The sequence below is a fragment of the Streptosporangium sp. LJ11 genome (assembly GCF_051918945.1).
Classification (GTDB): Bacteria; Actinomycetota; Actinomycetes; order Streptosporangiales; family Streptosporangiaceae; genus Streptosporangium.
Genome location: NZ_JBPXMB010000018.1, coordinates 205,802 through 228,928, shown reverse-complemented (window position 1 = coordinate 228,928; position 23,127 = coordinate 205,802). Strand labels below are relative to the sequence as shown.

The following is a 23,127-nucleotide window of genomic DNA, read 5'->3' as shown; positions in this document are numbered from 1 at the left end:
CCTCGATCATGGGGCAGGGGCCTTGACCACCCACCACTCTCGAGCCTGGTGACACCGAGAATTGTCGTACGCTCGACAAACACAGCGACCTTGGGGATGGACCCTCGGCCTCGTCGAGGCGGAGAGAGACGGCGATACGATCATGCATGCTCCCGGCGTACACCCGGTGCTCGCCGACCAGCCGCGAGGCGTCGCCGTGCTGCGCCTGCGCGGACACGACGTCGCCCGGTACGTATGGGGGCCCGACATCCCCCTGTCCGCGTCGCCGCGGCCCTACCTGCATCCCGTACGCACGCTGGCCGGGGTCACCGTCACCGACGCCGCCCCCGACTCCCACACCCACCAGTTCGGGATCAGCGTCGCCTTCCCCGAGCTAGACGGCTGCAACTTCTGGGGTGGCCGCACCTTCGTCGCGGGCCACGGCCCGGCCTGGCTGGACAACCACGGCACCCAACGCCACCAGCGCTGGACACGCCGCACAAGCACTGAGCTGGACCACACCCTCCAGTGGATCGGCGCCCAGCAGGCGACACTGTTGCGGGAGCGACGCTCGATCACCTGCCGGATGCTGAGCGAGACCGCCTGGTCACTCGGCATCCGGACCCGGCTCACCAATGCCGCCGAACGGCCGCTGACGTTTCGCAGCCCGGCCGCGCTGGGCCGGACCGGCGCCGGATACGGCGGTGTCTTCTGGCGCGGCCCCGCCGTCACCGGCGTCGCCCAGGTCCTTAGCCCGGCCGGTACGGACCTCCCCCACGTCCACGGCCACAGCGCCGACTGGGTCGCCGTCACCGGCACCGACCACGACGGACGCCCCTGGACGATGGTCTTCACCCCCGCGGACGAGGTCACCGCGCGAAACAGGTGGTTCGTCCGCGCTCGCGACTACCTCGGTGTCTGCTCGTCGCTGACCTGGGACGAGCCGTTCACGCTCGCTCCAGGTGAGAGCGTCGAGCGGCACGTCGCCGCCGTGGTGGCCGACGGCGCCCTCTCTGCCGCAGCCGCCGCCGGGCTCGCCGTCACTGCCCGGGCGGCGACATGACCGGAAACATCCGGCCGAGCCGGCCCCGGCAACCGCAAAGTCCCGTCCGGCAGGAGAACCTGCGCACCCTCAACCTCGAACTGATCTTCCGGCACATCGTCGCCGCCGGACGCCCCATCTCCCGCACCGAGCTGGCGACGGTCACCGGCCTGACCCGCCCCACCATCACGCGCATCGCCGAGGACCTCCTGGCCGGTCAGCTCATCACCGAAACAGGCCTGACCCACAACGGGCGCGCGGGCCGTCCCCGCGTCGGCCTGACCCTGTCCGGCAGGGGACCGGCCGGGCTCGGGCTCGACATCCGCGCCGATGCGCTGGCGGCCTGCGTCGTCGATCTCACCGGCACCGTCCGCCATCTCGCGTTCGCCCCTTCGGCGTACGCCGGAGCCGACGCCCCCGACGTGCTGGCCCGCCTGGCACACATGGCCCGTGCCGCGATCGAGGCCGCAGCTGCGCAGGACCTCACCGTCGTCACCGCCACCCTGGCCGTCCCCGGCCCCGTCCACGCCGGCATCGTACGGTCCGCGCCCGAGCTCGGATGGCGCGACGTCGACGCCGAGGCACTGCTGCGCGCCGCCCTCGACCCCCTTGATCTACCGCTCACCGTCGACAACCAGGCGAACCTCGCCGCACTCGGCGAGCTGTACGCCAGCGACAACACCCTCAGCAGCTTCGTCTACGTCTCCGGTGGGCTCGGTATCGGCGCCGGCATCGTCTTGGACGGGCACCTCATGCGCGGCGCCCGCGGCTGGAGCGGCGAACTCGGGCATGTCGCGGTGTACCCCGACGGCAAGCCCTGCCCGTGCGGCTCGCGCGGCTGCCTGCAGGCGTACGCGAGCCTCCCCGCGATCCTCGGCGACGAACCCGCGCCCGCCGGCACCACGCCCGACATCGCCATCACCGACCGCGCCGAGACCGGTGACCCCGCCACCCTCGCCGCGCTCGACGGCGCCGGCACCACGCTGGGCATCGCTCTGGCCGACATGCTCAACATCCTCGACATCGACACCGTCCTGCTGGGCGGCAGCTTCTCCCTCCTGGCGTCCTGGCTCACCACGAACGTCAGAGTGGAGATCGACCGACGTGTCCTCAGCGCCGCGTGGGCACCCATCACGGTCCGGCCCGCCCTGCTCGGCCCGGACGCCGCCGCCATCGGCGCCGCCCTGACCTCCATCGACCAGGTCAGGCAACACCCTACCGACTGGCTGACCCGCCGATCATCCCAACCATGGCACGCCGCCTCCGCTCCGCCATCGTGAGCCGAACGCCTCCCGGCCGTACACCGGCTACAACCGGCGGCGGGGAAGTGAGTCATCAGTAGCCGAGGGTGCGGTCGACAAAGCCGCGCGGATCCCGCCGGCTTCCCTCCCGGAGCAAGGAACTCACTCCCCCCCGAGAAACGATCACGATGATCCCAGGAAGCAATCTTCCGAGCCCTTACTCCATCTCGGGTCGCTGAGTAGGCCCGGGGCGCGGTACCGGGATCGCCGAGACCGGACGCAACGCGGTCTCGCCCGCTGTGATCGGCCGCCACTGTCCCGAGGGGGTGGTGAACCGGCGACGGACGTCCGTCCAATTCCTGCGGGACGGCTGGGTCGTCGGTTCGGCGGCGTCGGAGACCTTCGAACGGTGCCGGACTTCCTCCCGCCACCACGATGACGAGGATCCCGGCCGCGACCATGATCTCGTTCCCGCCGGTGAGCGAACGCGATCATGCCGACCAGCTAGGACAGGAGGAAGGTGTAGGCGACCGAGTGCTGCTGCCCGGACATGAAGGACAGGAACTGGCTGACGAAGGCGCTGCGCGAGTAGCTGTCCCCCCTGCCGGTCAGGTCGCGGTGGAAGGCCGTGCGGAACAATGCCTGATACTCCTGGACGCCGATCATCTGGTCGTCGTCGACGTCGGTGACGTCGAACAGCACCTCGGCGATCTTGACCAGCCCGGAGCTGGGCAGGCAGGCGGCCGAGGCGGCGTATTCCTGGCGCGTGACACGCCCGTCGCCGTCGGCGTCGAGACCGGCCCGCAACTCCCCCCACCAGGCGGCGTAGGCGCTGTAAAGCCGTTCCTCGTCCCGTTCCTCCAGGTCGAGCCGAGTGGCGACCTCTCTGGCCATGGCGGCCAGGTCGGGCCAGGCGAGGTAGCCGTCGCCGGTCTGGTCCAGAACCTCGGCGAAGAACCGGTCAGCCGAGCGTGTGGCTTGATCGGCCTCCTCGGAAGCGGGGGTGATGAGCCTGAGCATGGCCGCGGCCTGGCCGGCCTTGCGGCGCAGGTCCGCCCACGGCCCGGCCCCATCGCCGTGGTGGGGATCCAGCAGACTCATGAACGAGCTGGTGTGCACCCAGCCGTCTGGAAGCAGGCGAGTAGCCAATCCGGCGGTCAGGTAGACCCCGTGCATGAGCGCCCGCGTCCCTGGGAGGTCAGGCAGGGCGACACGCCGGCAGAAGGATTCCGGCAGCGAGGCGATGGTGACCGCGGCGGCCACAGGGCCTGCCACAGCCCGGCCCGCGGCCCACACCGCGGGATGGCCGCGCAGCAGGGGCGGTGCGGGCACGTTGGCGAAGAGCCGGTAGAGGATGACGCGCACCGCCTCGGTGCTCTCCAGACGATGGTCGATCATGTCGTCGTAGTAGTGCCAGAAGTCCTGCAACGTCGCGGGAAGCTGGTCGCTGTCGCCCTCGAGCAGGGTCAGAAGCGTTCGGAACTCGGTGTAGAGCCGTTCTACGGCGGGCCCGTCGAGCGACTCACCGCTCAGCCGGTACATCGTCACCGCCGACTCGAACAGGGTCGCCACCACCCAGGCGCGTGCTTCGGCGTCCATCGCGTCGTAGCCGCGACCTTGCGGGTCGGTGCCCGAGATGCGGGCGTGCAGACGGTTGAGGCGAGCCGCCTCCCGGCTGCGGACATGCCGATCCGGGTCGAGCAGCCGTTGCGTGCTCACCACGGTGTTGCGCAGACGCCGCCACGGATGAGTCACGAATGTCGAGTTGCCGATGAGCGCCGCGCCGATCTGCGGGTGCGCGGCTTCCAGAACCGTGGCGCGGGTCACCGCAAGGCCCCAGCGTGCCTCGTTGACGAGGCGGTGCAGCATCGAGTTCGGACCGAAGACGTCGACGGTCTCCCGCGCGGTGGGCTGGTTCGTCAAAGTCCCTCTCCCGTCGTGGTGATCGGCTGGCGGACATCGCCGAACCGGCGCCGGCGCCGCCGGTAGGCGTCGAGGCATTCCCAGAGGTGGGTCGCGCGAAAGTCGGGCCACAGCACCTGCGGGAAGACCCATTCGGCGTAGGCCACCTGCCAGAGCATGAAGTTGGAGATCCGTTGCTCTCCGGAGGTGCGAATGACCAGATCCACATCCGGCGTGTCGGAGTACGGAAGATGCCGGGCGAAGGTGGCCTCGGTGACCTGCTCGGCGGGTACGGCGGCGCGGATCAGCGAACGGGCGGCCTCCACGATGTCGTGGCGTCCCCCGTGATCGAAGGCGATCGTCAGCGTCATCTGCCTGTTGTCACCGGTAAGAGTCATCAGATCGGTGATGTCTTGAGCCAGCAGGGGTGGGATCCGCGGATCGGTCATGCCGAGGAATCTGCACCGGACACCTCGCGCGTGCAACGCCGGTGCGTGCTTACGGATGGCCCGGCGCACGAGCCTCATCAGGATGTCGACCTCGCCCGCCGGTCTCCGCCAGTTCTCGGTGGAGAAGGCGTACAGGCTCAGCCACTCGACACCGGCCGAGCGTGCCGCCTCGATGGTGTCGATCACGGCCGTCTCCGCCGCCTCGTGGCCCGCGGTGCGCGGCAGCGATCGCCGCGTGGCCCACCGCCCGTTCCCATCCATCACACAAGCCAGATGACGCGGCACTCCGCTGATAATTTCCATAGCGAAGCGTGACTATAGCATTACCGAAAGTATCGTCGGGTGTCGCGGGCCGTGACCCTCGGATAGCGGCGAAGCGCGGGTCGCCGACCTGCAACTCGTCCAAGCGCTCGTCTTCGAGGCCCTGCTCGCGAACAGGACCACCCGCCCGCCGGTGTTCGAGGCCGTGGCCCTGGTGGAGGCCGGGTCGAACGCCGGAGTCGAGACCGGCCTGGCCAAGGTGGCCACCGCCCGGATGATCCAGCAGGTCACCGACGCGGCCATCCAGGTTCACGGCGCGGCCGGACTCGGGCCTGACACCCCGCTGCCCGCGCCGTTTCGCACCGGCCGGATGGCCCGCCTCCTCGACGGCCCCGACGAACTGCACGTCAGCGCGGTGGCTCGCCGAATCCTCGGATGAACCTCGCCCGCGCGACCTCCACACCCGCCCCCGTCATCACGACGATGAAGATCCGCGTGGATATGAGCCAAGGCCGGGCGGTCCGGCCGTGATGGACGGTCCGCCCGGCGCAGAGCCCACGGTCATCGGGCACGGCAGCCTGTGGTTCCGCTCAGGGCAGCAGGAGGGAGGCGATGCCCAGGGCCGCGCAGATGCCCAGGATGCGTAGCATCGGCCAGCGCAGCGCGAACGTCATGACCAGGGCCGCGGCGGTGATGACCAGCGCCACGACGTTGACGGTGGCGACTTCGGGAAGCTGGACGCTGAAGGGGCCCTGGGCCCAGGTGAAGGTCCGGGTGAACAGGGTGTGCTGGGCGAAGTAGAGGGCCAGGTTGGCGATGACGCCGACGACCGCGGCGGTGATGCCGGTCAGGGCGGCACTGATCGCGGCGTTGTGGCGCAGCCGCTCGATGTGGGGGGCGCCCAGGAAGATGAACAAAAAGCAGGGCACGAAGGTGACCCAGGTGGTCAGCAGGGCGCCCAGCAGCGCGCCCGCCCAGGGGTTGAGCATGCCCGGATCGCGGAAGGCGCCCAGGAAGGCGACGAACTGCACGACCATGATGAGCGGCCCGGGGGTCGACTCGGCCAGCGCCAGGCCGCGCACCATCTCACCGGGGGTGAGCCAGGCGTAGGTCTGGACGGCCTGCTGGGCGACGAAGGCCAGCACCGCGTAAGCGCCGCCGAAGGTGACCAGGGCGGTGCCGGAGAAGAACAGCCCCTGGGTGGTGAAGACGCTGCCGGTGCCGGTCAGCAGGGCGACGGCGGCCACCGGCAGCCACCAGGCGACCAGCCCGACGGCCAGGATCTTGCCCGCCGAGCGCCAGCTGGGGGTGGCGTGGTGCAGCGCGTCGTCGGAGATCAGCGGCGCGGGCCCGTCGTCGGCGCCGTGCCCGCCACCGCCCTTCTTCACCAGGGCGGGTCGGAACCTGTACACCGCCCAGCCGATGAGCGCGGCCGCGGCGACCACGACGGGGAAGGGAACCGCGAACAGCGCGAGCGCGGCGAAGGCGGCCACCGCGACGGCGACGAAGAGCGGGTGGGTCAGCGAGCGCCTGGCGACCCGGATGACGGCCTGGGCCACGATGGCCAGCACGGCCGGCGCGATCCCGGCGAACAGGGCGACCACCACGGAGGTGTCGGCCCAGATGACATAGACGGCCGAGAGGGCCAGCAGCGCGAGCATGCCGGGCAGGACGAACAGGGTGCCGGCCACCAGGCCGCCGCGGGTGCCGTTCAGCAGCCAGCCGACGTAGATGGCCAGCTGCTGGGCCTCGGGGCCGGGCAGCAGCATGCAGTAGTTGAGGGCGTGGTTGAAACGCTGCTGGCCGATCCAGCGTTTCTCCTCCACCAGGGTGCGCTGCATGACCGCGATCTGCCCGGCCGGGCCGCCGAAGGTCTGCAGGGAGATGCCGAACCAGGCGCGCACCGCCTGGCGAAACGGGATCACGTCCCCCGAGGTGGTGGAAGTCGTGGTGGGCGGGTTGGTGGTCATCGGGTGCTCCGGTTCAGGCGGGTGGGCGGCCGAGCAGGAACGCCCGCCGGTAGTACTCGTACAGTCCGTCGAACAGCGGGCCGGTCAGCTCCAGGACGCGCTCGTCGTCGCAGACCATGGACAGCCCGCGCAGGACGACGTCCAGGCCCGGGGCCTCGGGGGCGTCGTAGCGCTCGTCGTCGACGTCGGCCTCGTGCACGATCTCGGCGATCTTCCACAGCACCGGGTCGGTCAGCTCGTAGGTGCGCAGGATCGTCTCGAAACTGCAGTCGGCGCCGTGGTGGGACAGCTTCACGCCGCGCATGTCGAACGGGGTCGCCTCAGATGGCACCTGGGCCGGGTCGTCGACGAAGGTGAAGCGCGCCTCGGCGTCGAGGTGGCGGCGGATCAGCCAGGCGCACGCCGCCCGGTCGATGTGCACCCCCGCCCGGGTCGCCCACCTCATCGCGGGCCCGCCTTCGAAGTCGGTGCCGTCTCGGCGTCTTGGCCCCTGACGGCCGCTGGGTCCTCATCGGCCCTGCCCACCACCGGGTCGTCACCGCGGCGGGCGGAAACCTGCTCAGACGCCTGCTCGGGCGAGGTCAGGGCGCGAACCGCCTGGTGGGCCACGTCGCGTTCGGCGGGGGCGAAGAAGTCGCGGCGGCCGATGCGGCGCAGCTCCGCGCGCAACCGGCCCGCCACCCGCGAGCGCTCCCCCGCCCCGGCGCCCTCGACGGCGCGGGCCGCGGCGACGACCGCCAGGTACTCGGTCCGGCGAGCCGCCTGCATCTGCTCGGCGATCGCCCGCTCCTGGGCCAGGCTCGCGGGGGTGGCCAGCCAGACCGTGGCGGTGCCGTCCGCGGCGCCGATCTCCTCGGCGATCCAGTCGAGCTGCTCACGGGTGCGCGCGTCGGCGGGCAGCGCCACCAGGCCGTCGCCGAGGCGGGCCACCCCCAGCCGCTCCAGCTTGCGCCAGACGGCGATCCGCGGCGCCGAGGGCTGGCGCGGGATCCGGTAGGCCAGCAGCACCCACTGCCCTGCCTGGCCGGGCGGCGCCAAGGGATCATGATCCACGAAGCACTCCTTGGTATCGGTAACTATGGTCACTGTAACCACGGTTACTATTAAAGGGGAAGAGGGTAGGCACGGCACTCACCTGGCGCAGGCGCGACGACCAAGCAGGGCAAGGAGAGCGCGGATGGGGCAGGAAGGGTTCGTCCTGGAGCAGGTCAGCCTGCATCGCGGGGGGCACACCGGTCCTGGCCGAGATCTCCGCGCACCTGCCGCGGGGATGTTGCACGCTGGTGACCGGGCCCAGCGGGGCGGGTAAATCGAGCCTGCTGCGGTTGCTCAACCGTCTCGCCGAACCCAGCGCCGGACGGATCTTGCTGGACGGCCGGCCACTGAGTGGCCATGACCCGCTGCTGTTGCGCCGCCGGGTCGCTCTGGTGGCCCAGCACATGGTGCTGCTGACCGGTTCGGTGGCCGAGGAGCTGGCCGTGGGATGTCCCGGCCTGGATGCCGCTCGCGCCGCCGACCTGCTGGAGCAGGTGGGATTGGGTGCCTCCTTGCTGCCCCGCTCCACCGAGGGCCTGTCCGGGGGGCAGGTCCAGCGCCTGGGCCTGGCTCGCGCGCTGGCCACCGGTCCGGAGATCCTGCTGCTGGATGAGCCCACCTCGGCGCTGGACGCCGCCGCCTTTGCCCCGCACGCCCGTACCGCCCTGCGCACCGCGGTGATGCCCGCCGTCGACGCCACCAAGGTCGTCGGGCTGATCAGCCTGCCGGGCGCCATGACCGGCCTCATCCTGGCCGGCGTGGACCCGCTGACCGCTATCCGCTACCAGATCGTGGTGATGTACATGCTGCTGGCCGCCGCCACCTTGGCCGCCCTGGTCTCCGCACGTCTGGCTCGCACCGCCCTGTTCGACGACGCCCACCGCCTCCACGATCTCCCCGCCGCCTTGCCGACACCGCCCCCCGAACGCCCCCGCTGACGCGGACGACGGTCACATCGGCAGCAGGAACAGGCTGAGCGGGGTACTGGCCACGGTCAGCGCGGCGGCGAGGGCCAGCACGCGCAAAGCCAGGGGCATCCGCGCCGGGGTGCGCAGACGGCTGATGCGAGCGTCCATGTCCTGACCGGCGCCGCCGAGAGTGCCGGCCGGCGACAGGATACGGTCACAGTCGCGAAAGCGCCGCAGCGCCTCCACCAGCACGAGGCGGTCGCGCTCGTGGGCCGCGCGGTCGTCGGCGCGCATCTCCACCAGCAGCGCCACCGCCTCCAGCATCACCTGGATGCCTCGGCTCCACGGAAAGGCACGCCGCAGCGCGGCGAACGGGAGCAACACCAGGTCATGGCGCTCGCGGGCGTGCGCGCGCTCGTGGGCGAGCACGGCCTCCAGCTCGCGGGGCCCGAGCAGTCCCAGGGTGCCGGTGCTGACGACGATGGTCGCGCGACGGCCGGGAAGGCAGTAGGCGGCGATGTCGGGATGTTCCAGCACGAGGGCCTGCCGGGCACCGGGATCGGTGCGGGCCACCAGGCGCAGCAGCGCGCGGTGGCGACGCCGCAGCGAGGCCACCGACAGGGCGCTCACGGCGAACGCCACCAGCACCCAGGCGGCCATCGCGACCCCGGCGACGGTGAGGGTCACCTGTGCGGCCGACAGGTCGTGCCGCGGGCGGCCACCGGCCAGGTCGGCGGCGAACCGCCCCAGGGCGGGCAGCACTCCGAGCCGGTAGGGGGCCAGTCCCACCGCGACCGCCGTACCGACGACCGACAGCAGCGTGGACAGGCCGATGGCCTGCCAGATGAACAGGGCGGTTCGCGGTGCCCGCCACGACCAGGTGCCGCGAGCCATCACGAGGGCGGCGGCCAGGCAGGTGAGCAGGACGATCAGGTGGTGGACGACGTACGTCATGACGGTGTGCCGCCGGGGTGGTGCGGCAGTGCCTCGCGCAGGGCTTCGGCCTCGTCGTGGCTGACCGAGCGGGCGAAGCGGCTCAGTGCGGCGATGCGGTCACCGGTCTCGCTCAGCGCCGACAACATCAGCTCGGCGATGTAGACCTCGCGCCCGGCCGCGGCCGTGTAGCGCCAGGTCCGCCCGTCGTCGTCGCGTTCGCGCCGGATGAAGTCCTTGCGCACCAGCCGGTTCATCACCGTCATCACCGTCGTGTAGGCCAAGCTCCGATCGCTCAGCCGGTTGACCACGTCCCGGACGGTGAGCGAGTCGTCACTGCCCCACAGCACGTCCATGATGGATCTTTCGAGGTCACCGAGACTGTTCACGCATCCTCCCTTGGCGTCGTCGAAGCCTATCTAGGCGCGCTCGCCGTCCCGGACGGCTGCCGGGGCGGCCAGGACGCAGGCCGCCGCCAGACCCGCCAGGCCCGTCCCGGCCAGGTAGGGGGCGACGACCGTCAGGTCGAACAGCGCTCCGGCGCCGGCGGGTGCCAGGACACGGGCCGCGGCCGACGCCGACTGGCCCAGGCCCAGGCGGGCTCCTCGCTGCTGCGGCGGGCCCGCCGCGGCCAGCAGGCTGGCCAGGGTGGGCGTCACCATGCCGTGACCGGCCGCCAGCAGGCACACCGCCACGACGCACCACACCTGGGAGGCCAGCGCGACGACGGGCATGCTGATCGCCATCACCGTCACGCCGGCCGCCGCCACCGGGGCCTCTCCCCAGCGGCGCGCCAGCAGCGCGACCGGCCCGGCCTGCACCACGACCATGGCGAGCCCGGCGGCGGCCAGCACCAGGCCGATCGCCGAGACACTCCAGCCGAACCTGGCCTGCCCCAGGAAGGCCAGGGTCGTCTCCATGCCCACGAACGCGGCCATGGCCAGAAACTGCGTGGTGGTCAGCAGCAGCACCTGCCCGGCGGGTGCCCGCGAAGGTCGCTCCTCGCGTGGACGGCGAGCCGGTTCGGGCAGAAAGAGGGCCGCGGCCAGCAGGTTGACCGCTGCCAGGGCCGCCGCGGCGTAGGCCGACGCCGCGAAACCCCACGGCGCCAGCGCCGCACCCAGCGCGGGGCCGACCACGAACGCCATCGCGATGGCGGCCCCCATCTGGGCCATGGCGCCCGTGCGCCGCTGCGGCGCGACGGCGTCGCCGATGTAGGCCTGGGCGACGGCGATGCTGCCGCCGAAGGCCCCGGCCAGCAGCCGACCCGCCAGCAGCCATCCCAGTGATCCGGCCGCCCCCGTCAACGCCAGCGACAACACCGATCCGATCAGGGCCACCAGCACCAGCGGGCGCCTGCCGTAGCGGTCCGACAACCGGCCCAGCACGGGCGCCGAGACGAACTGCGCCAGCGAGTACGACGCCATCAGCGCCCCGAACCACAGGCCACCGGCCCCCAGCTCGGCGGCGTAGAACGGCAACGCGGGCAAGATCAGCGTGAATCCCAGCAGGTCCACGAAGACCGTCAAGCAGATGACCAGCTGCGCCGAACGCCGCACCGCACACTCCCTGATTTTTCGGCGGGGGCGAATCGGCCACCGCTACTACAGCGTGTAATGCTACAGCGTGTAGTAGATGCCCTTCGGGAGAGCAGGGAGATGAGGCAATGAACCAGCAGCTGGCCCTGATCAGTGACGCCGCGATGTTCGTGGCACTGATCGTCTACGTATTGGCGTTGGCCGCCTTCGCCGTCGAACGAGCCGTGCTGCGCCATCGCCCACCCGTCGAGGTTCCGGCAGTGGTCAGGGTGGGAGCGCCCACCGCGATCCCCCCACGGCTCGCGCCTGTTCCCGGCGGCCACACGCGACGGCAGATCGCGGGCCGGGCGGCGGCCTTGTGGCTGGTCGTGGCCACCGCGCTGCACACGCTGGCGGTCGGCCTGCGCGCAGCGGCGACCGGGGCGATGCCATTGGGCAACATGTACGAGTTCGTGACCGCCTCCGCGCTCGCCGCCTCGCTCACCTACCTGATCGTCGCGCGCGCTCAACCGGTCATCCGCTCCGCCGGCCTCTACCTCGCCGGCGCGATGAGCGTCGCGCTCGGCTCGGCGATCACCGGCCTGTACGCCCAGGCCGGTCCCCTCATCCCCGCGCTGCGCTCGTACTGGCTGCTGATCCATGTCACCGCGGCCGTCGTGGCGTTCGGCGCGTTCACCCTGGGGGCGATCACCTCCGGGCTGTTTTTGCGCGCCCGGCATCGTGGCGTCGCGCACGGGCCGTCGGCGGCGGCGCTCGACCTGCTGGCCAAGCGCCTGCACGCCCGGGCCACCCGGGGATGGGGTGCCCACCGCGTGGCCGCCATCGCGATCGGCGCCTACGCCTGCCTGCTCTTCAACCTGGTCGGGGTGAACCTGCTGTTCAGCTCCCTGCACTCCTACGCCGGGCTGTGAGCACGGGACGCGGTGGCCACCATTGAGGCCGGGGGATGAGCGCCACGGCGACCGCACCACCCGCCGACCTTCGCGTTCAGTCTTGCCCGAGGCTACGAGAGGCGGCGGGTCGTACGGCGCGCAGGTAGTACAGGGCGGGTCCCAGCGGGCCGGTGCCCCGCAGGTCGAACCCGGCCTGCTCGATCAAGGTGGTGAGGCGGCCGCGCAGGTCCTCGCGCATGGCGGGACCGGTGAGGCGGCCGACCAGGTGAGCGGCCCACCGGTTGGCCGGCGGGCGGGACTCGGCGATCAGCAGGAGCCCGCCGGGACGCAGGACGCGGAACATCTCGCCGATCGCGGCGGGCACAGCAGGAGCGGGCATGTGGTGCAGGGAGAAGCTGGCCACGACGAACTCCTTGACGGGGCGAAAATCCCTCAGGCTAGCGATGGGAGGCCAGCGGGGCGTGATGGTCGGCGCCATCGAGACTGTCGGGGTCGGCGTGCACGGTGGCGGCGCCGAGGCGGGGCAGATGATGGATCAACCGGTGCTCGGCCTCCACCGCCACGGCGTGCGCCCGCAGCAGCGACAGGCCGGGATCGACCACGATGTCGACCTCGGCGCGCAGCGTATGACCGATCCAGCGCAGCCGCATCGATCCGACCCGCCGCACGCCGGGAGTGGCGGTGAGGATCTGCTCGCCCTGGTCCAGCAGGGCCGGATCGACCGCGTCCATCAGGCGGTGGTAGATCTCCCGGGCCGCGTCCCGCAGGACGAAGCAGATCGCCACCGTGATCACCAAGCCGATGACCGGGTCGGCGATCGGATAGCCCAGTGCCGCGCCGCCCGCGCCCAGCAGCACGGCCAGCGAGGTGAAACCGTCGGTGCGGGCGTGCAGCCCGTCGGCGACCAGAGCAGCCGAGCCGATCTTCCTGCCGACCTTGATCCGGTAACGGGCCACCCACTCGTTGCCGAGGAACCCGACCACCCCGGCGCCGGCCACCCACCCCAATGCCTGCACCTCCTGGGGGTCGATCAGGCGCCGCACGGCCTCATAGCCGGCGAACGCGGCGGAGGCGGCGATGATCACTACGATGGCGATGCCCGCCAGGTCCTCGGCCCTGCCGTATCCGTAGGTGAAGCGGCGGGTGGCCGCCCGGCGCCCGAGGGAGAAGGCGATCGCCAGCGGGATCGCGGTCAGAGCGTCGGCGACGTTGTGCAAAGTGTCGCCCAGCAGGGCGACCGAGCCGGAGAAGGCCACGATCACCACCTGGATGGCGGCGGTCACCATGAGAACGGCGAAAGAGATCGCCAATACCCGCATCCCCTGGCTGCTGGACTCCAACGCCGCGTCGCTCTTGTCGGCGCTGTCGTGGCTGTGCGGGGTGAAAGCGTGGCCGACGCGCCCGGCCAGGCGCCTGAGCCGGCCGCTCGCGGACGCTTCTTCGTGCCCGTGCCCGTGCCCGTGCCCGTGACCATGTCCGTGACCATGTCCGTGGTCGCCGGGCTCACGGGGAAACAAAGAATCGGCGTTGTGCTGACCAGACATCGCTACCTCACTTGCGAGCGGTGACTCTGTCGAGCAGTATATGTATTCATGTATGCACGCGACAACGTCTCAGGTGCCACCTCCTCGCAGGAGCAACCCACCGGCGCCCAGGTGGAGGCCGCCGTCGAGGCCTTCCGGATGCTCAGCGACGCCACCCGGCTGCGCCTGATGTGGCTGCTGTCCTCCGGCGAGTACGACGTCGGCTCCCTCGCCGAGGCCCTCGCGGTCGCACGCCCCTCGGTCTCCCAGCACCTGGCCAAACTGCGTCTGGCCGGGCTGGTTCGCACCCGCCGAGACGGCCGCCGCGTGCTGTACCGGGCTCGCGACGTCCATGTCCGCACCCTCATCGGTGAGGCTCTCTTCCACGCCGATCACGAGGTCTCCGGCATCCCCCGCCACCCGGACTGACCACGGGCCGCCCCGCCCGCCGACCATGACGCGTCGGCCCGCGTATGGCAGGGGGTACAGCTTGTTGCGTGCGCGGCGCCGCCTGCGACGCGAACGCCCCCGGAGGTATCGCGATGACACAGGCGGCAGGCGTAGATGTCGGTGACCAGGAGGGCACGCGCGCCGATCCGCCACAGCCGGTCCATGCTCAGCTGGTGCCCCGCGCGGGGGATCATGACACGGACGGCGGCCCAGCCCTCGCGGTGCAGGGGCGAGACCACGAAGGTCTCCATGCCCGGGATCGGCGCGATCGCCTCGTCAATACGCCTGGACGGGATGCGGTAGTCCATCATCACGTAGTCGCGGGCAACCAGAACACCGCGAAGCCGCTGCACGAGCTGCCGCAGCCCGGTACTCTCCGGCGCCCAGACCTGCTTGATCAGCACGGCCTGCGAACGCAGAATCGGGTCACCGAAGATCTCCAGCCCGACGTCAGGCCACGTTGTCTCCGGCTCAAGCGCGTCGGCGACAGCGTCGGCGACGCCGAGCCGGATTGCGGTCTCGTCCGCGCCGTCCAGCGAGACGACCCGAGCATCGACCTTCCGCTCGGCCAGATACTTCTCCAGCAGCCGCGGGTAGGCGGTGGCGACCCGTAGGCCGGTGAGGTCTCGAACACTTGTGAACTTCCCTGCCCTGGCCAGGAGGTGAAGCGTCGACTCACCGAAGCCGAGCGTGGTGATCTCCTCGGCGGAGGCCTCGGACTCCAAGAGCATGTCCTGGCCGGTTATACCGGCATCCAGCATCCCTTCTCCGACGTACACGGCGATGTCACGAGGATGCAGGAAAAACACCTCACAGGAGTTCTCCGGATCTGAGACCACACGCTCGGTGCTGTCTTGGCGCGGCCGGTAACCGGCTTCCTGCACCATCGTCTGGGCGGCCTCGGCCAGGACGCCCTTGTCGGGAACGGCGATGCGCAACATGGCGTACGCGCCCCGCGATCGCAGGTGGCGGGCAGACCCGCACACCTGCGCGACGTCTGAGCCTTCGCACTGGATTCGCGTCTTGTCCGATGGTTCCAAGAAGGACTCTGTGCGGGTCTGCATGCTCTCTCTCGCGATCAGCGGTACGCGCTCCGGGGTGGGGGCCGGTCATCCGAGGCCCGCACCACCACGCCAAGGGGTGAACGGGGGTTAAGACGGTCAGGACCCGGTGACGGCCATCCCGTAGGGAAGCTCCAGCCGGTGCTGGGCCAGCAGCGTCGCGTCGGCGAGAATCCGGCGGCTCGGGCCGTCGGCGACGATGGTTCCGCCGGACAAGATGAGCGATCGTTCACAGAGTTCGAGGGCGTAGGGCAGGCCGTGGGTGACCATGAGCACGGTGACGTCCAGGCCGCGCAGGATGTCGGCCAACTCGCGGCGCGAGGCCGGGTCCAGGTTGGATGAGGGCTCATCCAGGACCAGGATCTCCGGCCGCGTCGCCAGCACGGTCGCCACCGCGACCCGGCGCCGCTGGCCGAACGACAGATGGTGCGGGGGCCGGTCGATGAGGTGGAGCAGGCCGACCTGCTCCAAGGCGGCGTTGACGCACCGGTTCAGCTCTTGTCCTCGCAGGCCGAGGTTGGCCGGGCCGAAGGCGACGTCCTCGCCGACCGTCGGCATGAACAGCTGGTCGTCGGGGTCTTGGAAGACCAGTCCGACGCGGCGCCGGATCTCGCGCAGGTTCTCCCGCCTCACGGGCAGCCCGCCCACCGACACCGTGCCGAGCCCGGGGGTGAGGATGCCGTTGAGGTGCATCACCAGTGTGGTCTTGCCCGCGCCGTTCGGGCCGAGCAGCAGGGCGCGCGGTTCGGTGGTCGCGGCCGGCAGAATCGACGCGATCACTCCGAGGGTCGCCTTGGCCAGGATGTTCCACGCGGCCAGCAGCCCGTCAACGCTCATCGGCAGGCCGAGCACGCTGATGCGCTCACCTTCGGAGAGAAAGGGCAGCGCCACGGCGAACGCCACGAACGGCACTTCGACGACCATCCGGCGAAGGATGAAAGCCGCCGGTAGCCGCGCCAGCAGGGCGACTGCGCCCAAGATGAGCGCGTAAAGGCCGAACGCGGCGAATCGCTGCCGGTCGGTGGCCACCACGACCAGGGTGAACGCGATCATCGCGACCAGCTTGCAGTGCGGCGGCAACCGGTGGACGGCCGTGTCCAGCGGCCGGTAGAGCTGATGGGTGTGTCCGCCGGCCACAGCCGCTCACTCCTTCGTCGTAGAGGTCGTCGTAGAGGTCGTCGTGGGGGTCGTCGGCTGGAGCATGGCGAAGTCGGTGTGGGCCTGCTTCTCGTGCGCGGCCGGCGCCCGGTAGATGCTCGCCAGGCTAGGGTGCTGTCCCTTGCGCTTGCCGGTGGGGATGATCAGGTTCGGGCAGATGTCCTCCACCGACTCGCCGTTCGTGCGGCGGCAGGCTCCCGGGCCGGACGAGCGGGGTACTCGTGGGCCCGGCCCTCGCCGCTGCGGGCACGACACGACCACGCAGAGCCCACGCATCCGCCCCTGCGGGTTCACTGATGGAGAAGTACATCCTGTGACCGGCGCCGCCTCTGCCGGAGACAGGTCGTTCGTCTCATTGATCATGAAGTATGTCTTCGCTTCGCCCGTAGGGATCAGGATGATCGTGCCTGCTCAGGGCGCCAACCGCCTCAAACAGATGAGAAAAACTGCAGGATGCTTCATCTTGAACGAGACGATCTCACCGTAATCAGGAGGGTAATATCGCTGGTGTGTTCGAAAAAACGAGCTGAAATTAGATTTGCCGATATGCCTCAGATTGAGTGAGACGGGACAGCGGACGATGATCGGGACGGCCTTCACCGGTCGCAGCGCCGCGGTTACAGTACGAAGAACGACCGGGACCTCTGGAGGGCGTGATGCGATGTGATGCCCGATGAACGGACGGACATGTCCCGCGCGGTCGACCGGCGGGTTGCTCTGGCCCGCGAGTGGGACGAGCTCGTCCGTCAGGTCCGCGAACTCGACGGGTTCGAGGACTTCCTCCGGCCGCCGCGCCTGCGAAACCTGCTGCCGGCCGCCGCGCACGGCCCGGTCGTCGTGGTCAACATCAGCCAGTGGCGTTGCGACGCGCTCATCGTCGGCGCCGGCGGCGTACGGTCTGTGACCCTGCCAGGGGTGACACTGAAGGCCGTCACCGAGCGGACCGGTGGCTATCTCCGCGTGCTGCACGTCGTGGACCAGGCAGCCCACGACCTGTACGCCGCCAGAGAGCTCTACGACGATGGCGACCACACCCCCGAGACGATAAGGCGCTACACCGAGGCCAAGCTCGCCCTCGGACGGGCCGCCAGAGCCCGGGAGACGATGCTCACCGGGCTCCTGGCCTGGCTCTGGGACGAGATCGCCGCGCCCGTCCTCGCCGACCTGGACCTCACCGGCGCTCCGGCGAACGGGCGGCCCTGGCCGCGCGTGTGGTGGTGCCCGACAGGGCTGCTGACCCTGTTGCCCCTGCACGCGGCCGGCTATCACGACGGGACGGGCCGCGCCGTGGTGGACAGGGTGATCTCCTCCTACACACCCTCCCTGCGCGCCCTGCGAGAAGCCCGGCAACCCCTGGACCTGCGGCCCGACGACGAGCGCATGCTGGTCGTCGCCCTGGAGGAGACGGCCGGCGAAGTGCCGCTCACCGACGTGGCGCGCGAGAGGGACCTGCTCGCCTCCCTGTTCGCCTCCCGGATCACCCTGCTGGAGGGCGAGGTCGCGACCACGGAGGCGGTACAGGCCGAGTTGCCCCGGCACAGGTGGGCGCACTTCTGCTGCCACGGCGGCCAGAACCTCGCCGCCCCGTCGCAGGGCGGGCTGGTCCTGCACGACCGTAGTCTCACCATCGCCGACATCAGCGCGCAGCAGTACCGCGGCGAGTTCGCGTTCCTGTCGGCGTGCATGACGGCCACCGGCGGGGTCGACCTGCCCGACGAGGCGATCACCCTGGCCGCCGCCCTCCACTACACCGGCTACCGGCAGGTCATCGGCACTCTCTGGTCGGTGTACGACGACATGGCGGCCGACGTCGCCGAGGCCGTGTACGCGGATCTCACCTCGTCCGGGCGGTTCGAGCCGGACCGCTCCGCCCACGCCCTGCATGGGGCGATCCACCTGCTCCGCGACGTCCGACGCCTGCCACCGAGCGCCTGGACACCGTTCGTCCACATCGGTCCCTGAAGGAGAGTCCATGACGGCCAGCGCCTCTTCGCCGGCGGACGGCGAGCCGCTGCCCTACAAGGAGATCACCGACGAGGCGTACGCCCGGCTCGCCGCGGACAGCTTCACCGTCGAGGAACCGTATCCCGGCACCCTGATCCTCCGCGGTCCCTGTCCTCGCTGCCGGGCACCCATCGAGATACCCCTCGTAAGCGGCATCGTGCGGTCCTCCCGCTCGGCACGCGACCGGTTGCGGCGCAGGCCGCGACCGCCGGCGGCCTCGGAGACGGTCGAACCGATGATGTGCACCTGTGAGGACGATCACCCCGCCCGCCCAGAGGGCCGCTACGGGTGCGGCGCCTACTGGACCCTCACCATCTCGGCGCAGCCGCGGTGAGTCGCCGTCTCTCCCCCGGCCCCGGCCCGGCCGCCCCGGCCCACCTGCTGGCCGCCCAGGATCGGGACCATCTGCTGCGCACCGAGCTCCCCCGCGTCCGCGAGGCCGCGGCGGCCTGGCGCAACGGTCTCGGCGGGCTGCTGGCCGCGCTCATCGGGTTCAGCCTGGTCAAGGGCCGCACGGACGTCGGGCAACTCGACCGGGGATGGGCCGTCGTGGTCGGCGTGCTGCTCCTGGTCGCGTTGGTCGTCGGCGCCGTGGCCGCGCTTCTGCTCATCCGCGCGGCGCACGGGCGGCCCTCGGTCGCCTCGACCAGGACGCTCCCGCCGCGCCGCGCCGCCGACCACCTCGAAGCGCTCGTCTCGGCCGCGGCGATGCGCCGCGGCATCGCGCTGACACTCCTGTGCGCCGCGCTCCTCGTCGCCGCGGTCGGCGCGACCTGGTACGGCCCCGAGGCCGGCAAGCCGTCGCTGTCGGTGACCAGCCCGGCGGGTACGACATGCGGGTCCGTCGTACGCGTCGGCGGCGGCCGCGCCGTCCTGAAGACCAAAACCGGGGAGGTCACCGCGGACCTGTCCGCGGCTACGGCGATCGAGGCGGTCGAGAAGTGTGAGTAACCGCGACTACAAGGACGCCGACCGCCTGGTCCGAACCGCGTGGCGGCGGATCTCACGGTTCGCCGACCGCGGCGACCGGAACGCCTTCGCCGGCCCGTCCGCCCTGGCCGAGACGGCGGCGCTCATGCGGATCACGGCGTCCGGCGAGCTTGGTGACGCGACTCGGCAACATCGGCTGCTCGAGACGCTGGGCTGGTCGTGCTGGTGCCTGTATCGCGCCGCACCGCGGGAGCACCTCCCGTACCTGCAACTCGCTCTGGTGTACTTCGAGACCGCGGCCCGGCTCGGGAACACACGACTTCCGGAGCCGCTGCGGTCGGGGTTCGCCGTGGGCCTCCGGCACGCGGCGGACCTCTGGGGCAACCGCGCCCACGCGACGCTGAGCAGCGTGGCCGAGCCGGACGGACCGGCTCTCGACGAGGCGGTCGAGCTGCTGCGGCTGGCCATCGCGTACACGCCGGACCAGAACGATCCCACCCACGCGAGCGACCTCACCAACCTGGGCGCGGCGCTGAGCCTCCGCCACCACAGGCACGGGCACCCCGGTGACCGGGAAGAGGCGATCGCGATCCTGGAGCAGGTCGCGGCGCGGGACGACGCCGATCTGCCGTCGGTCCTGACCAGCCTGTACCACCTCCAGCTCCGGTCAGAGCCGCCGCCCGGCGCGGGCACCCCGTACGCCCCCGCGGTCACCGCCCAGCGGCTGGTGGACAGCACCGGCCCCGAGGCCCCGGAACGCGCGGAGAGGCTGATCTACCTGGCCACCTCACTCGGGCGAGCCGCCGAGCGCAGCGGCCGGACCGAGGATCTCGACCGCGCCATCGCGGCCGGCAGGGAGGCGATCAGCCGCTCGGAGCATCTGCCGGAGATCCGGCCTGTGGCCTGCGCCGCCACCGCGGGCCTGCTGCATGACAGGTTCGAGCTGACCGGCGAACGGGCGTACCTCGACGAGGCCGTGGAACTCCTGCGCGCGGCCGGCCGGATGCCGCCCGCCCCCGGCCTGGACGCCGAAGGGCTCCTGCGCGCGCTCGCCACCCTGCTCGCCGACCGTTATCGCGGCTTCGGGGCGCCCGGTGACCTCGACGAGGCGATGCGGCTGGCGCACCGGCTGACGGCCGCGGCCCCGCCCGGCAGCGACGACGCCCGGCAGGCGCGCAGCCTCATGGCGCGCGTCCTCGCCTTCCGGTTCGAGAACATCGGGGAGCTGGACGGCCTGCGGGAGGCGGTACGCCTGATGTGCGAGGTCACCGCCGACGCCGACGCCACTCCGGCCGACCACAGGCAGCTGGCTGTCGTGCTGCGCAAGCTGCACGAACGCAGCGGCAGCCGGGAGGCGCTGCGCGAGGCCATCGCGGCCCACCGCACGGCGACGGCCGAGGCCCCCGAGGGCGAGCATCGGGCGGCGGCCTCGTCCAACCTGGCCTTCGCGCTGCGCAACGAGTTCGAGCTCAGCGGCGACCGGCACAGCCTCGACGAGGCGATCGAAGTCGCGGAGGACGCGGTCGCGGCCACGCCCGAGAACACCCTTGACCGGATCGACCACCTCGTCAACCTCGCCACCGCGCTGCACACCAGGTACGGCCACTTCGGCGACTCGGCCGACCTGGACCGGGCGGTGGACCTCTACCGGCAGTCCCTGGCCGGCCCCCTCCCCAGCCCGGACCGGCAGGCCGTCTCCCTGACGAACCTGGCGCAGGCGCTGCTCGACCGGCACCGGGCACGTCGTTCGGACGAGGATCTGACCGCCGCGGTCGCCCTCATGGAACGTGCCGCGGACCTGCTGCCCGAGGGCCATTCGCTCACCCCGACGGCCCTGGCCGGGCACGCCTCGGCCCTGGCCACCCGCAGCTCGGGCGACGCGCCCGGCCCCGACCTGCGCCGGGCGATCGGCCTGCTGGAACGCGCGCTGGCCGGGGTGGCCGACGACGACCCGATGCGCTCGTTCCTCTTTTCCAACCTGGGCAGGCACTTGCGGGACAGGTTCTCCGAGACGGCCGACCCCGCCGACCTGCGCCGGGCGGTGGAGGTCTCGGAGGCGGGGCTGGCCCACACCCCGCCGGAGTCACCGGTCCACGCGGAACTCCTGCTGAACCTGGGCGGCGCCAACGCCCACCTGTTCGACCAGTCGGGCGATCCAGCGGCCCGCGACCGGGCCCTGGACTGCTGGCGGCGAGCCGCGCTGTCGCCCACGGCGGCCACATCGGTCCGGATGACCTGCGCGATCGCCTGGGCCAGGATGTCCGCGCGGACGTCACCGGGTTCGCCGGACACGATCGAGGCGTTCGGCACCGCGATCCAGCTCCTGCCCGTGCTCACCTGGCCTGGGCTGCCCCGCACGGATCAGGAGCGGATGCTGCGGCCGACGATGCTCCTGGCCGGGGACGCCGCCGGCGCCGCGCTCGACGCGGGGGACACCGCTCTCGCCGTCGCCTTCCTCGACCAGGGATGCAGCGTCCTGTGGTCCCATCTCCTCGCCGCCCGCTCGGACCTGTCGGCGCTGCGCGAGAGGGACGCGACGCTGGCCGGCCGCCTGGAGTCCGTCCGCCGGCGACTGGCCGGCTCCGAGCCCGGCTCCGTCCCCGTTTCCGGAAGGGCGGTGCCATGACGCGCGAGGAGGATGTGCGTGCCGCCGTGCGAGATTGCCTGGACGCCGCCGGCGACACCCGCGAACTGGTCTCGCGGATTTCCGGCAATCCTCTGGTGGAGACGCCGGAATTCGCCTGGCGGCTGCACGAGTTGCTCCAGGGCGCCGGGCCCGACGCTCGGGCCGCGGCCGCCGTCGTCATGATGATTGACCGGCACCGGTCGGCGAGGACCGCTCTGGGCATCGAATACTCGCTCGGGAAGTACGTGTCCGACCGTGTCATCGAGGGCTGGGAGGCGCTGATCGACGCCCGATGCCTCCCAGCCGCCGCCGCGGCGGTCGTCGAGTTCTCGATGACGGCGGAGGACGGGTTCGACGCCTTCGCGCAAGCACTCGTCGCCGATGCGCTGTTCCGCCAGGACGAGGTCGGCGCCGCCCGCTACTACGCGCGCTGGGAACTCCTGCGCGAGTGCCGGGCGATCGGCGTGCCCGCGGCCCTCGCCCGGCGAACCGTCGCCGGTCTCACCGAGGCGCTGCGGGCGATGATCGGGTACGTGGCGGGGACACCGGTCACGGCCCCGGCCGTGACCGCGCCTTCGGCGGGCGAGGTATTTCCGCCCGCGGTGCACGGCCTGCTCCAGGGCGCCGCCGCCCTGTCTCATGTGTTGTCGGGCCGGGACGTGCCCGCTCTCGATGTGGCCGTCGAGCTCACCCGGCGGGCCCGGGAGGCGACGCCGGACCTGGCGCCGTACGCGCCGCTGCTTCGCGGCTTCCACGCGGCGCTGCTCCTCAGGCGGCACGAGCGGACGGGCAGCGGGAACGACCTGGAGGCCGCCGCCGACGGCCTGCTCGCCGCGGGAGAGGGGTCAGCGTGGATCGAGCCGTACGCGCCTGTCCTGGTGGCAGCGGCCAACGCGTGCCTCGCGCGGCTCTGGGCGTCGGACACCACCCATGACCAGCGGCGTCTGGACACTTTGATCCGCTTCCAGCGCGCGGCCGGGATGTTCGCAACGGGCGAGGCCGCGGCGGAGCTGTCGTGGTGGGCCGGGCGAATGAAGGAGCTGGCCCGGTCCGGCACCGGCTCGGTGACCTCCGGCGATGTCTCGCGCCTGGAGAGGGCCCGGACCGCCCTTCCCGCCCGCGACGGACCGGGAGGCGATTTGCCGTTCCCCCGGCCGCAAGGCCTCACAGCGTTCGGTGCATGACGAGCTTGGGGTGCCGTTGAAGCTGGACGCGAACCTCGCG

At 71.5% G+C, this 23,127-nt stretch carries 22 protein-coding genes and 2 pseudogenes; 11 read left to right on the top strand and 13 right to left on the bottom strand.

Annotation, left to right across the window (positions count from 1 at the left end; all coding sequences use genetic code 11):
• The first annotated feature begins 142 nt into the window (after positions 1-142).
• Together ACTOQ3_RS26420 and ACTOQ3_RS26415 are read left to right on the top strand one after the other, a co-directional pair.
• A complete protein-coding gene (locus tag ACTOQ3_RS26420) occupies positions 143-1,042 on the top strand; it encodes a PmoA family protein (RefSeq protein WP_440086053.1) in 900 nt (299 codons plus the stop codon).
• Positions 1,039-2,301, top strand: coding sequence for an ROK family protein (locus ACTOQ3_RS26415; protein ID WP_440086051.1), 1,263 nt, complete (start codon positions 1,039-1,041; stop codon positions 2,299-2,301). Before ACTOQ3_RS26420 ends, ACTOQ3_RS26415 begins: the two co-directional genes overlap by 4 nt.
• A 465-nt stretch (positions 2,302-2,766) precedes the next feature.
• On the opposite strand, the gene ACTOQ3_RS26410 is transcribed toward ACTOQ3_RS26415, so the two are convergent.
• A complete protein-coding gene (locus ACTOQ3_RS26410) occupies positions 2,767-4,185 on the bottom strand; it encodes an oxygenase MpaB family protein (protein WP_440086050.1) in 1,419 nt (472 codons plus the stop codon).
• On the bottom strand, positions 4,182-4,916 hold the full coding sequence (gene uppS / locus ACTOQ3_RS26405) for a polyprenyl diphosphate synthase (protein ID WP_440086048.1): 735 nt from the start codon (positions 4,914-4,916) through the stop codon (positions 4,182-4,184). Before uppS ends, ACTOQ3_RS26410 begins: the two co-directional genes overlap by 4 nt.
• Before the next feature lie 85 nt (positions 4,917-5,001).
• Here uppS and ACTOQ3_RS26400 point away from each other — a divergent pair.
• A pseudogene (locus ACTOQ3_RS26400) lies at positions 5,002-5,313 on the top strand (acyl-CoA dehydrogenase family protein); the annotation flags it as partial.
• A gap of 151 nt (positions 5,314-5,464) precedes the next feature.
• Here ACTOQ3_RS26400 and chrA read toward each other — a convergent pair.
• Genes chrA through ACTOQ3_RS26385 form a run of 3 tightly spaced genes read right to left on the bottom strand, consistent with a single transcriptional unit; the run spans position 5,465 to position 7,897 of the window.
• The gene (gene chrA, locus ACTOQ3_RS26395; RefSeq protein WP_440086047.1) at positions 5,465-6,844 is read right to left on the bottom strand and encodes a chromate efflux transporter; all 1,380 of its coding nucleotides are present in this window, start codon (positions 6,842-6,844) and stop codon (positions 5,465-5,467) included.
• Between the two features lie 13 nt (positions 6,845-6,857).
• Entirely contained in the window at positions 6,858-7,289 is a 432-nt protein-coding gene (locus ACTOQ3_RS26390; RefSeq protein ID WP_440086046.1) for a chromate resistance protein ChrB domain-containing protein, read from the bottom strand.
• A complete protein-coding gene (locus tag ACTOQ3_RS26385) occupies positions 7,286-7,897 on the bottom strand; it encodes a Chromate resistance protein ChrB (protein ID WP_440086045.1) in 612 nt (203 codons plus the stop codon). The genes ACTOQ3_RS26390 and ACTOQ3_RS26385 overlap by 4 nt, the downstream gene beginning before the upstream one ends.
• Before the next feature lie 164 nt (positions 7,898-8,061).
• Here ACTOQ3_RS26385 and ACTOQ3_RS26380 point away from each other — a divergent pair, with 164 nt between their 5' ends.
• Complete coding sequence (locus tag ACTOQ3_RS26380; protein ID WP_440086071.1) at positions 8,062-8,817, top strand: ABC transporter permease; 756 nt, start codon at positions 8,062-8,064, stop codon at positions 8,815-8,817.
• 12 nt (positions 8,818-8,829) lie between these two features.
• Here the strand turns inward: ACTOQ3_RS26380 and ACTOQ3_RS26375 are convergent, their stop codons facing one another.
• Genes ACTOQ3_RS26375 through ACTOQ3_RS26365 form a run of 3 tightly spaced genes read right to left on the bottom strand, consistent with a single transcriptional unit; the run spans position 8,830 to position 11,279 of the window.
• Positions 8,830-9,741 carry a M56 family metallopeptidase gene (locus ACTOQ3_RS26375; protein ID WP_440086043.1) on the bottom strand — a complete coding sequence of 304 codons (912 nt, stop codon included), beginning with the start codon at positions 9,739-9,741 and terminating at the stop codon, positions 8,830-8,832.
• Positions 9,738-10,109: a BlaI/MecI/CopY family transcriptional regulator gene (locus ACTOQ3_RS26370; protein ID WP_440086042.1), complete on the bottom strand. Its 372-nt coding sequence runs from the start codon at positions 10,107-10,109 to the stop codon at positions 9,738-9,740. Before ACTOQ3_RS26370 ends, ACTOQ3_RS26375 begins: the two co-directional genes overlap by 4 nt.
• Before the next feature lie 30 nt (positions 10,110-10,139).
• A complete protein-coding gene (locus ACTOQ3_RS26365) occupies positions 10,140-11,279 on the bottom strand; it encodes an MFS transporter (RefSeq protein WP_440086041.1) in 1,140 nt (379 codons plus the stop codon).
• A 107-nt stretch (positions 11,280-11,386) separates the two neighbouring features.
• Between ACTOQ3_RS26365 and ACTOQ3_RS26360 the strand changes: the two genes are divergently transcribed.
• Entirely contained in the window at positions 11,387-12,169 is a 783-nt protein-coding gene (locus ACTOQ3_RS26360) for a cytochrome c biogenesis protein (protein ID WP_440086040.1), read from the top strand.
• Positions 12,170-12,245: 76 nt separating this feature from the next.
• Here the strand turns inward: ACTOQ3_RS26360 and ACTOQ3_RS26355 are convergent, their stop codons facing one another.
• Both ACTOQ3_RS26355 and ACTOQ3_RS26350 read right to left on the bottom strand, forming a co-directional pair.
• Positions 12,246-12,554 (bottom strand): class I SAM-dependent methyltransferase, encoded by a 309-nt coding sequence (locus ACTOQ3_RS26355; protein ID WP_440086038.1) that lies wholly within the window; start codon positions 12,552-12,554, stop codon positions 12,246-12,248.
• 34 nt (positions 12,555-12,588) lie between these two features.
• Positions 12,589-13,695 (bottom strand): cation diffusion facilitator family transporter, encoded by a 1,107-nt coding sequence (locus tag ACTOQ3_RS26350; RefSeq protein ID WP_440086037.1) that lies wholly within the window; start codon positions 13,693-13,695, stop codon positions 12,589-12,591.
• Between the two features lie 48 nt (positions 13,696-13,743).
• Here ACTOQ3_RS26350 and ACTOQ3_RS26345 point away from each other — a divergent pair, with 48 nt between their 5' ends.
• Positions 13,744-14,103: an ArsR/SmtB family transcription factor gene (locus ACTOQ3_RS26345; protein ID WP_440086036.1), complete on the top strand. Its 360-nt coding sequence runs from the start codon at positions 13,744-13,746 to the stop codon at positions 14,101-14,103.
• 119 nt (positions 14,104-14,222) lie between these two features.
• Here ACTOQ3_RS26345 and hisG read toward each other — a convergent pair.
• The 3 genes and pseudogenes from hisG to ACTOQ3_RS26330 form a co-directional block, all read right to left on the bottom strand.
• Positions 14,223-15,065: pseudogene (hisG, locus tag ACTOQ3_RS26340) on the bottom strand (ATP phosphoribosyltransferase); the annotation flags it as partial.
• Between the two features lie 219 nt (positions 15,066-15,284).
• Positions 15,285-16,322: an ATP-binding cassette domain-containing protein gene (locus tag ACTOQ3_RS26335; RefSeq protein WP_440086035.1), complete on the bottom strand. Its 1,038-nt coding sequence runs from the start codon at positions 16,320-16,322 to the stop codon at positions 15,285-15,287.
• Positions 16,323-16,328: 6 nt separating this feature from the next.
• Complete coding sequence (locus ACTOQ3_RS26330; RefSeq protein WP_440086034.1) at positions 16,329-16,511, bottom strand: hypothetical protein; 183 nt, start codon at positions 16,509-16,511, stop codon at positions 16,329-16,331.
• Between the two features lie 498 nt (positions 16,512-17,009).
• Between ACTOQ3_RS26330 and ACTOQ3_RS26325 the strand changes: the two genes are divergently transcribed.
• From ACTOQ3_RS26325 to ACTOQ3_RS26305, 5 genes are read left to right on the top strand one after another with little or no spacing between them, the layout of a single operon-like run.
• Positions 17,010-18,305: a CHAT domain-containing protein gene (locus ACTOQ3_RS26325; protein WP_440086032.1), complete on the top strand. Its 1,296-nt coding sequence runs from the start codon at positions 17,010-17,012 to the stop codon at positions 18,303-18,305.
• Between the two features lie 10 nt (positions 18,306-18,315).
• Positions 18,316-18,681 carry a hypothetical protein gene (locus ACTOQ3_RS26320; protein ID WP_440086031.1) on the top strand — a complete coding sequence of 122 codons (366 nt, stop codon included), beginning with the start codon at positions 18,316-18,318 and terminating at the stop codon, positions 18,679-18,681.
• Positions 18,678-19,298 (top strand): hypothetical protein, encoded by a 621-nt coding sequence (locus ACTOQ3_RS26315; protein WP_440086030.1) that lies wholly within the window; start codon positions 18,678-18,680, stop codon positions 19,296-19,298. Before ACTOQ3_RS26320 ends, ACTOQ3_RS26315 begins: the two co-directional genes overlap by 4 nt.
• Positions 19,291-21,903 (top strand): hypothetical protein, encoded by a 2,613-nt coding sequence (locus ACTOQ3_RS26310; RefSeq protein ID WP_440086029.1) that lies wholly within the window; start codon positions 19,291-19,293, stop codon positions 21,901-21,903. The genes ACTOQ3_RS26315 and ACTOQ3_RS26310 overlap by 8 nt, the downstream gene beginning before the upstream one ends.
• Positions 21,900-23,087, top strand: a complete 1,188-nt coding sequence (locus ACTOQ3_RS26305) for a hypothetical protein (protein ID WP_440086028.1) — start codon at positions 21,900-21,902, stop codon at positions 23,085-23,087. Before ACTOQ3_RS26310 ends, ACTOQ3_RS26305 begins: the two co-directional genes overlap by 4 nt.
• The last annotated feature ends 40 nt before the right edge of the window (positions 23,088-23,127 follow it).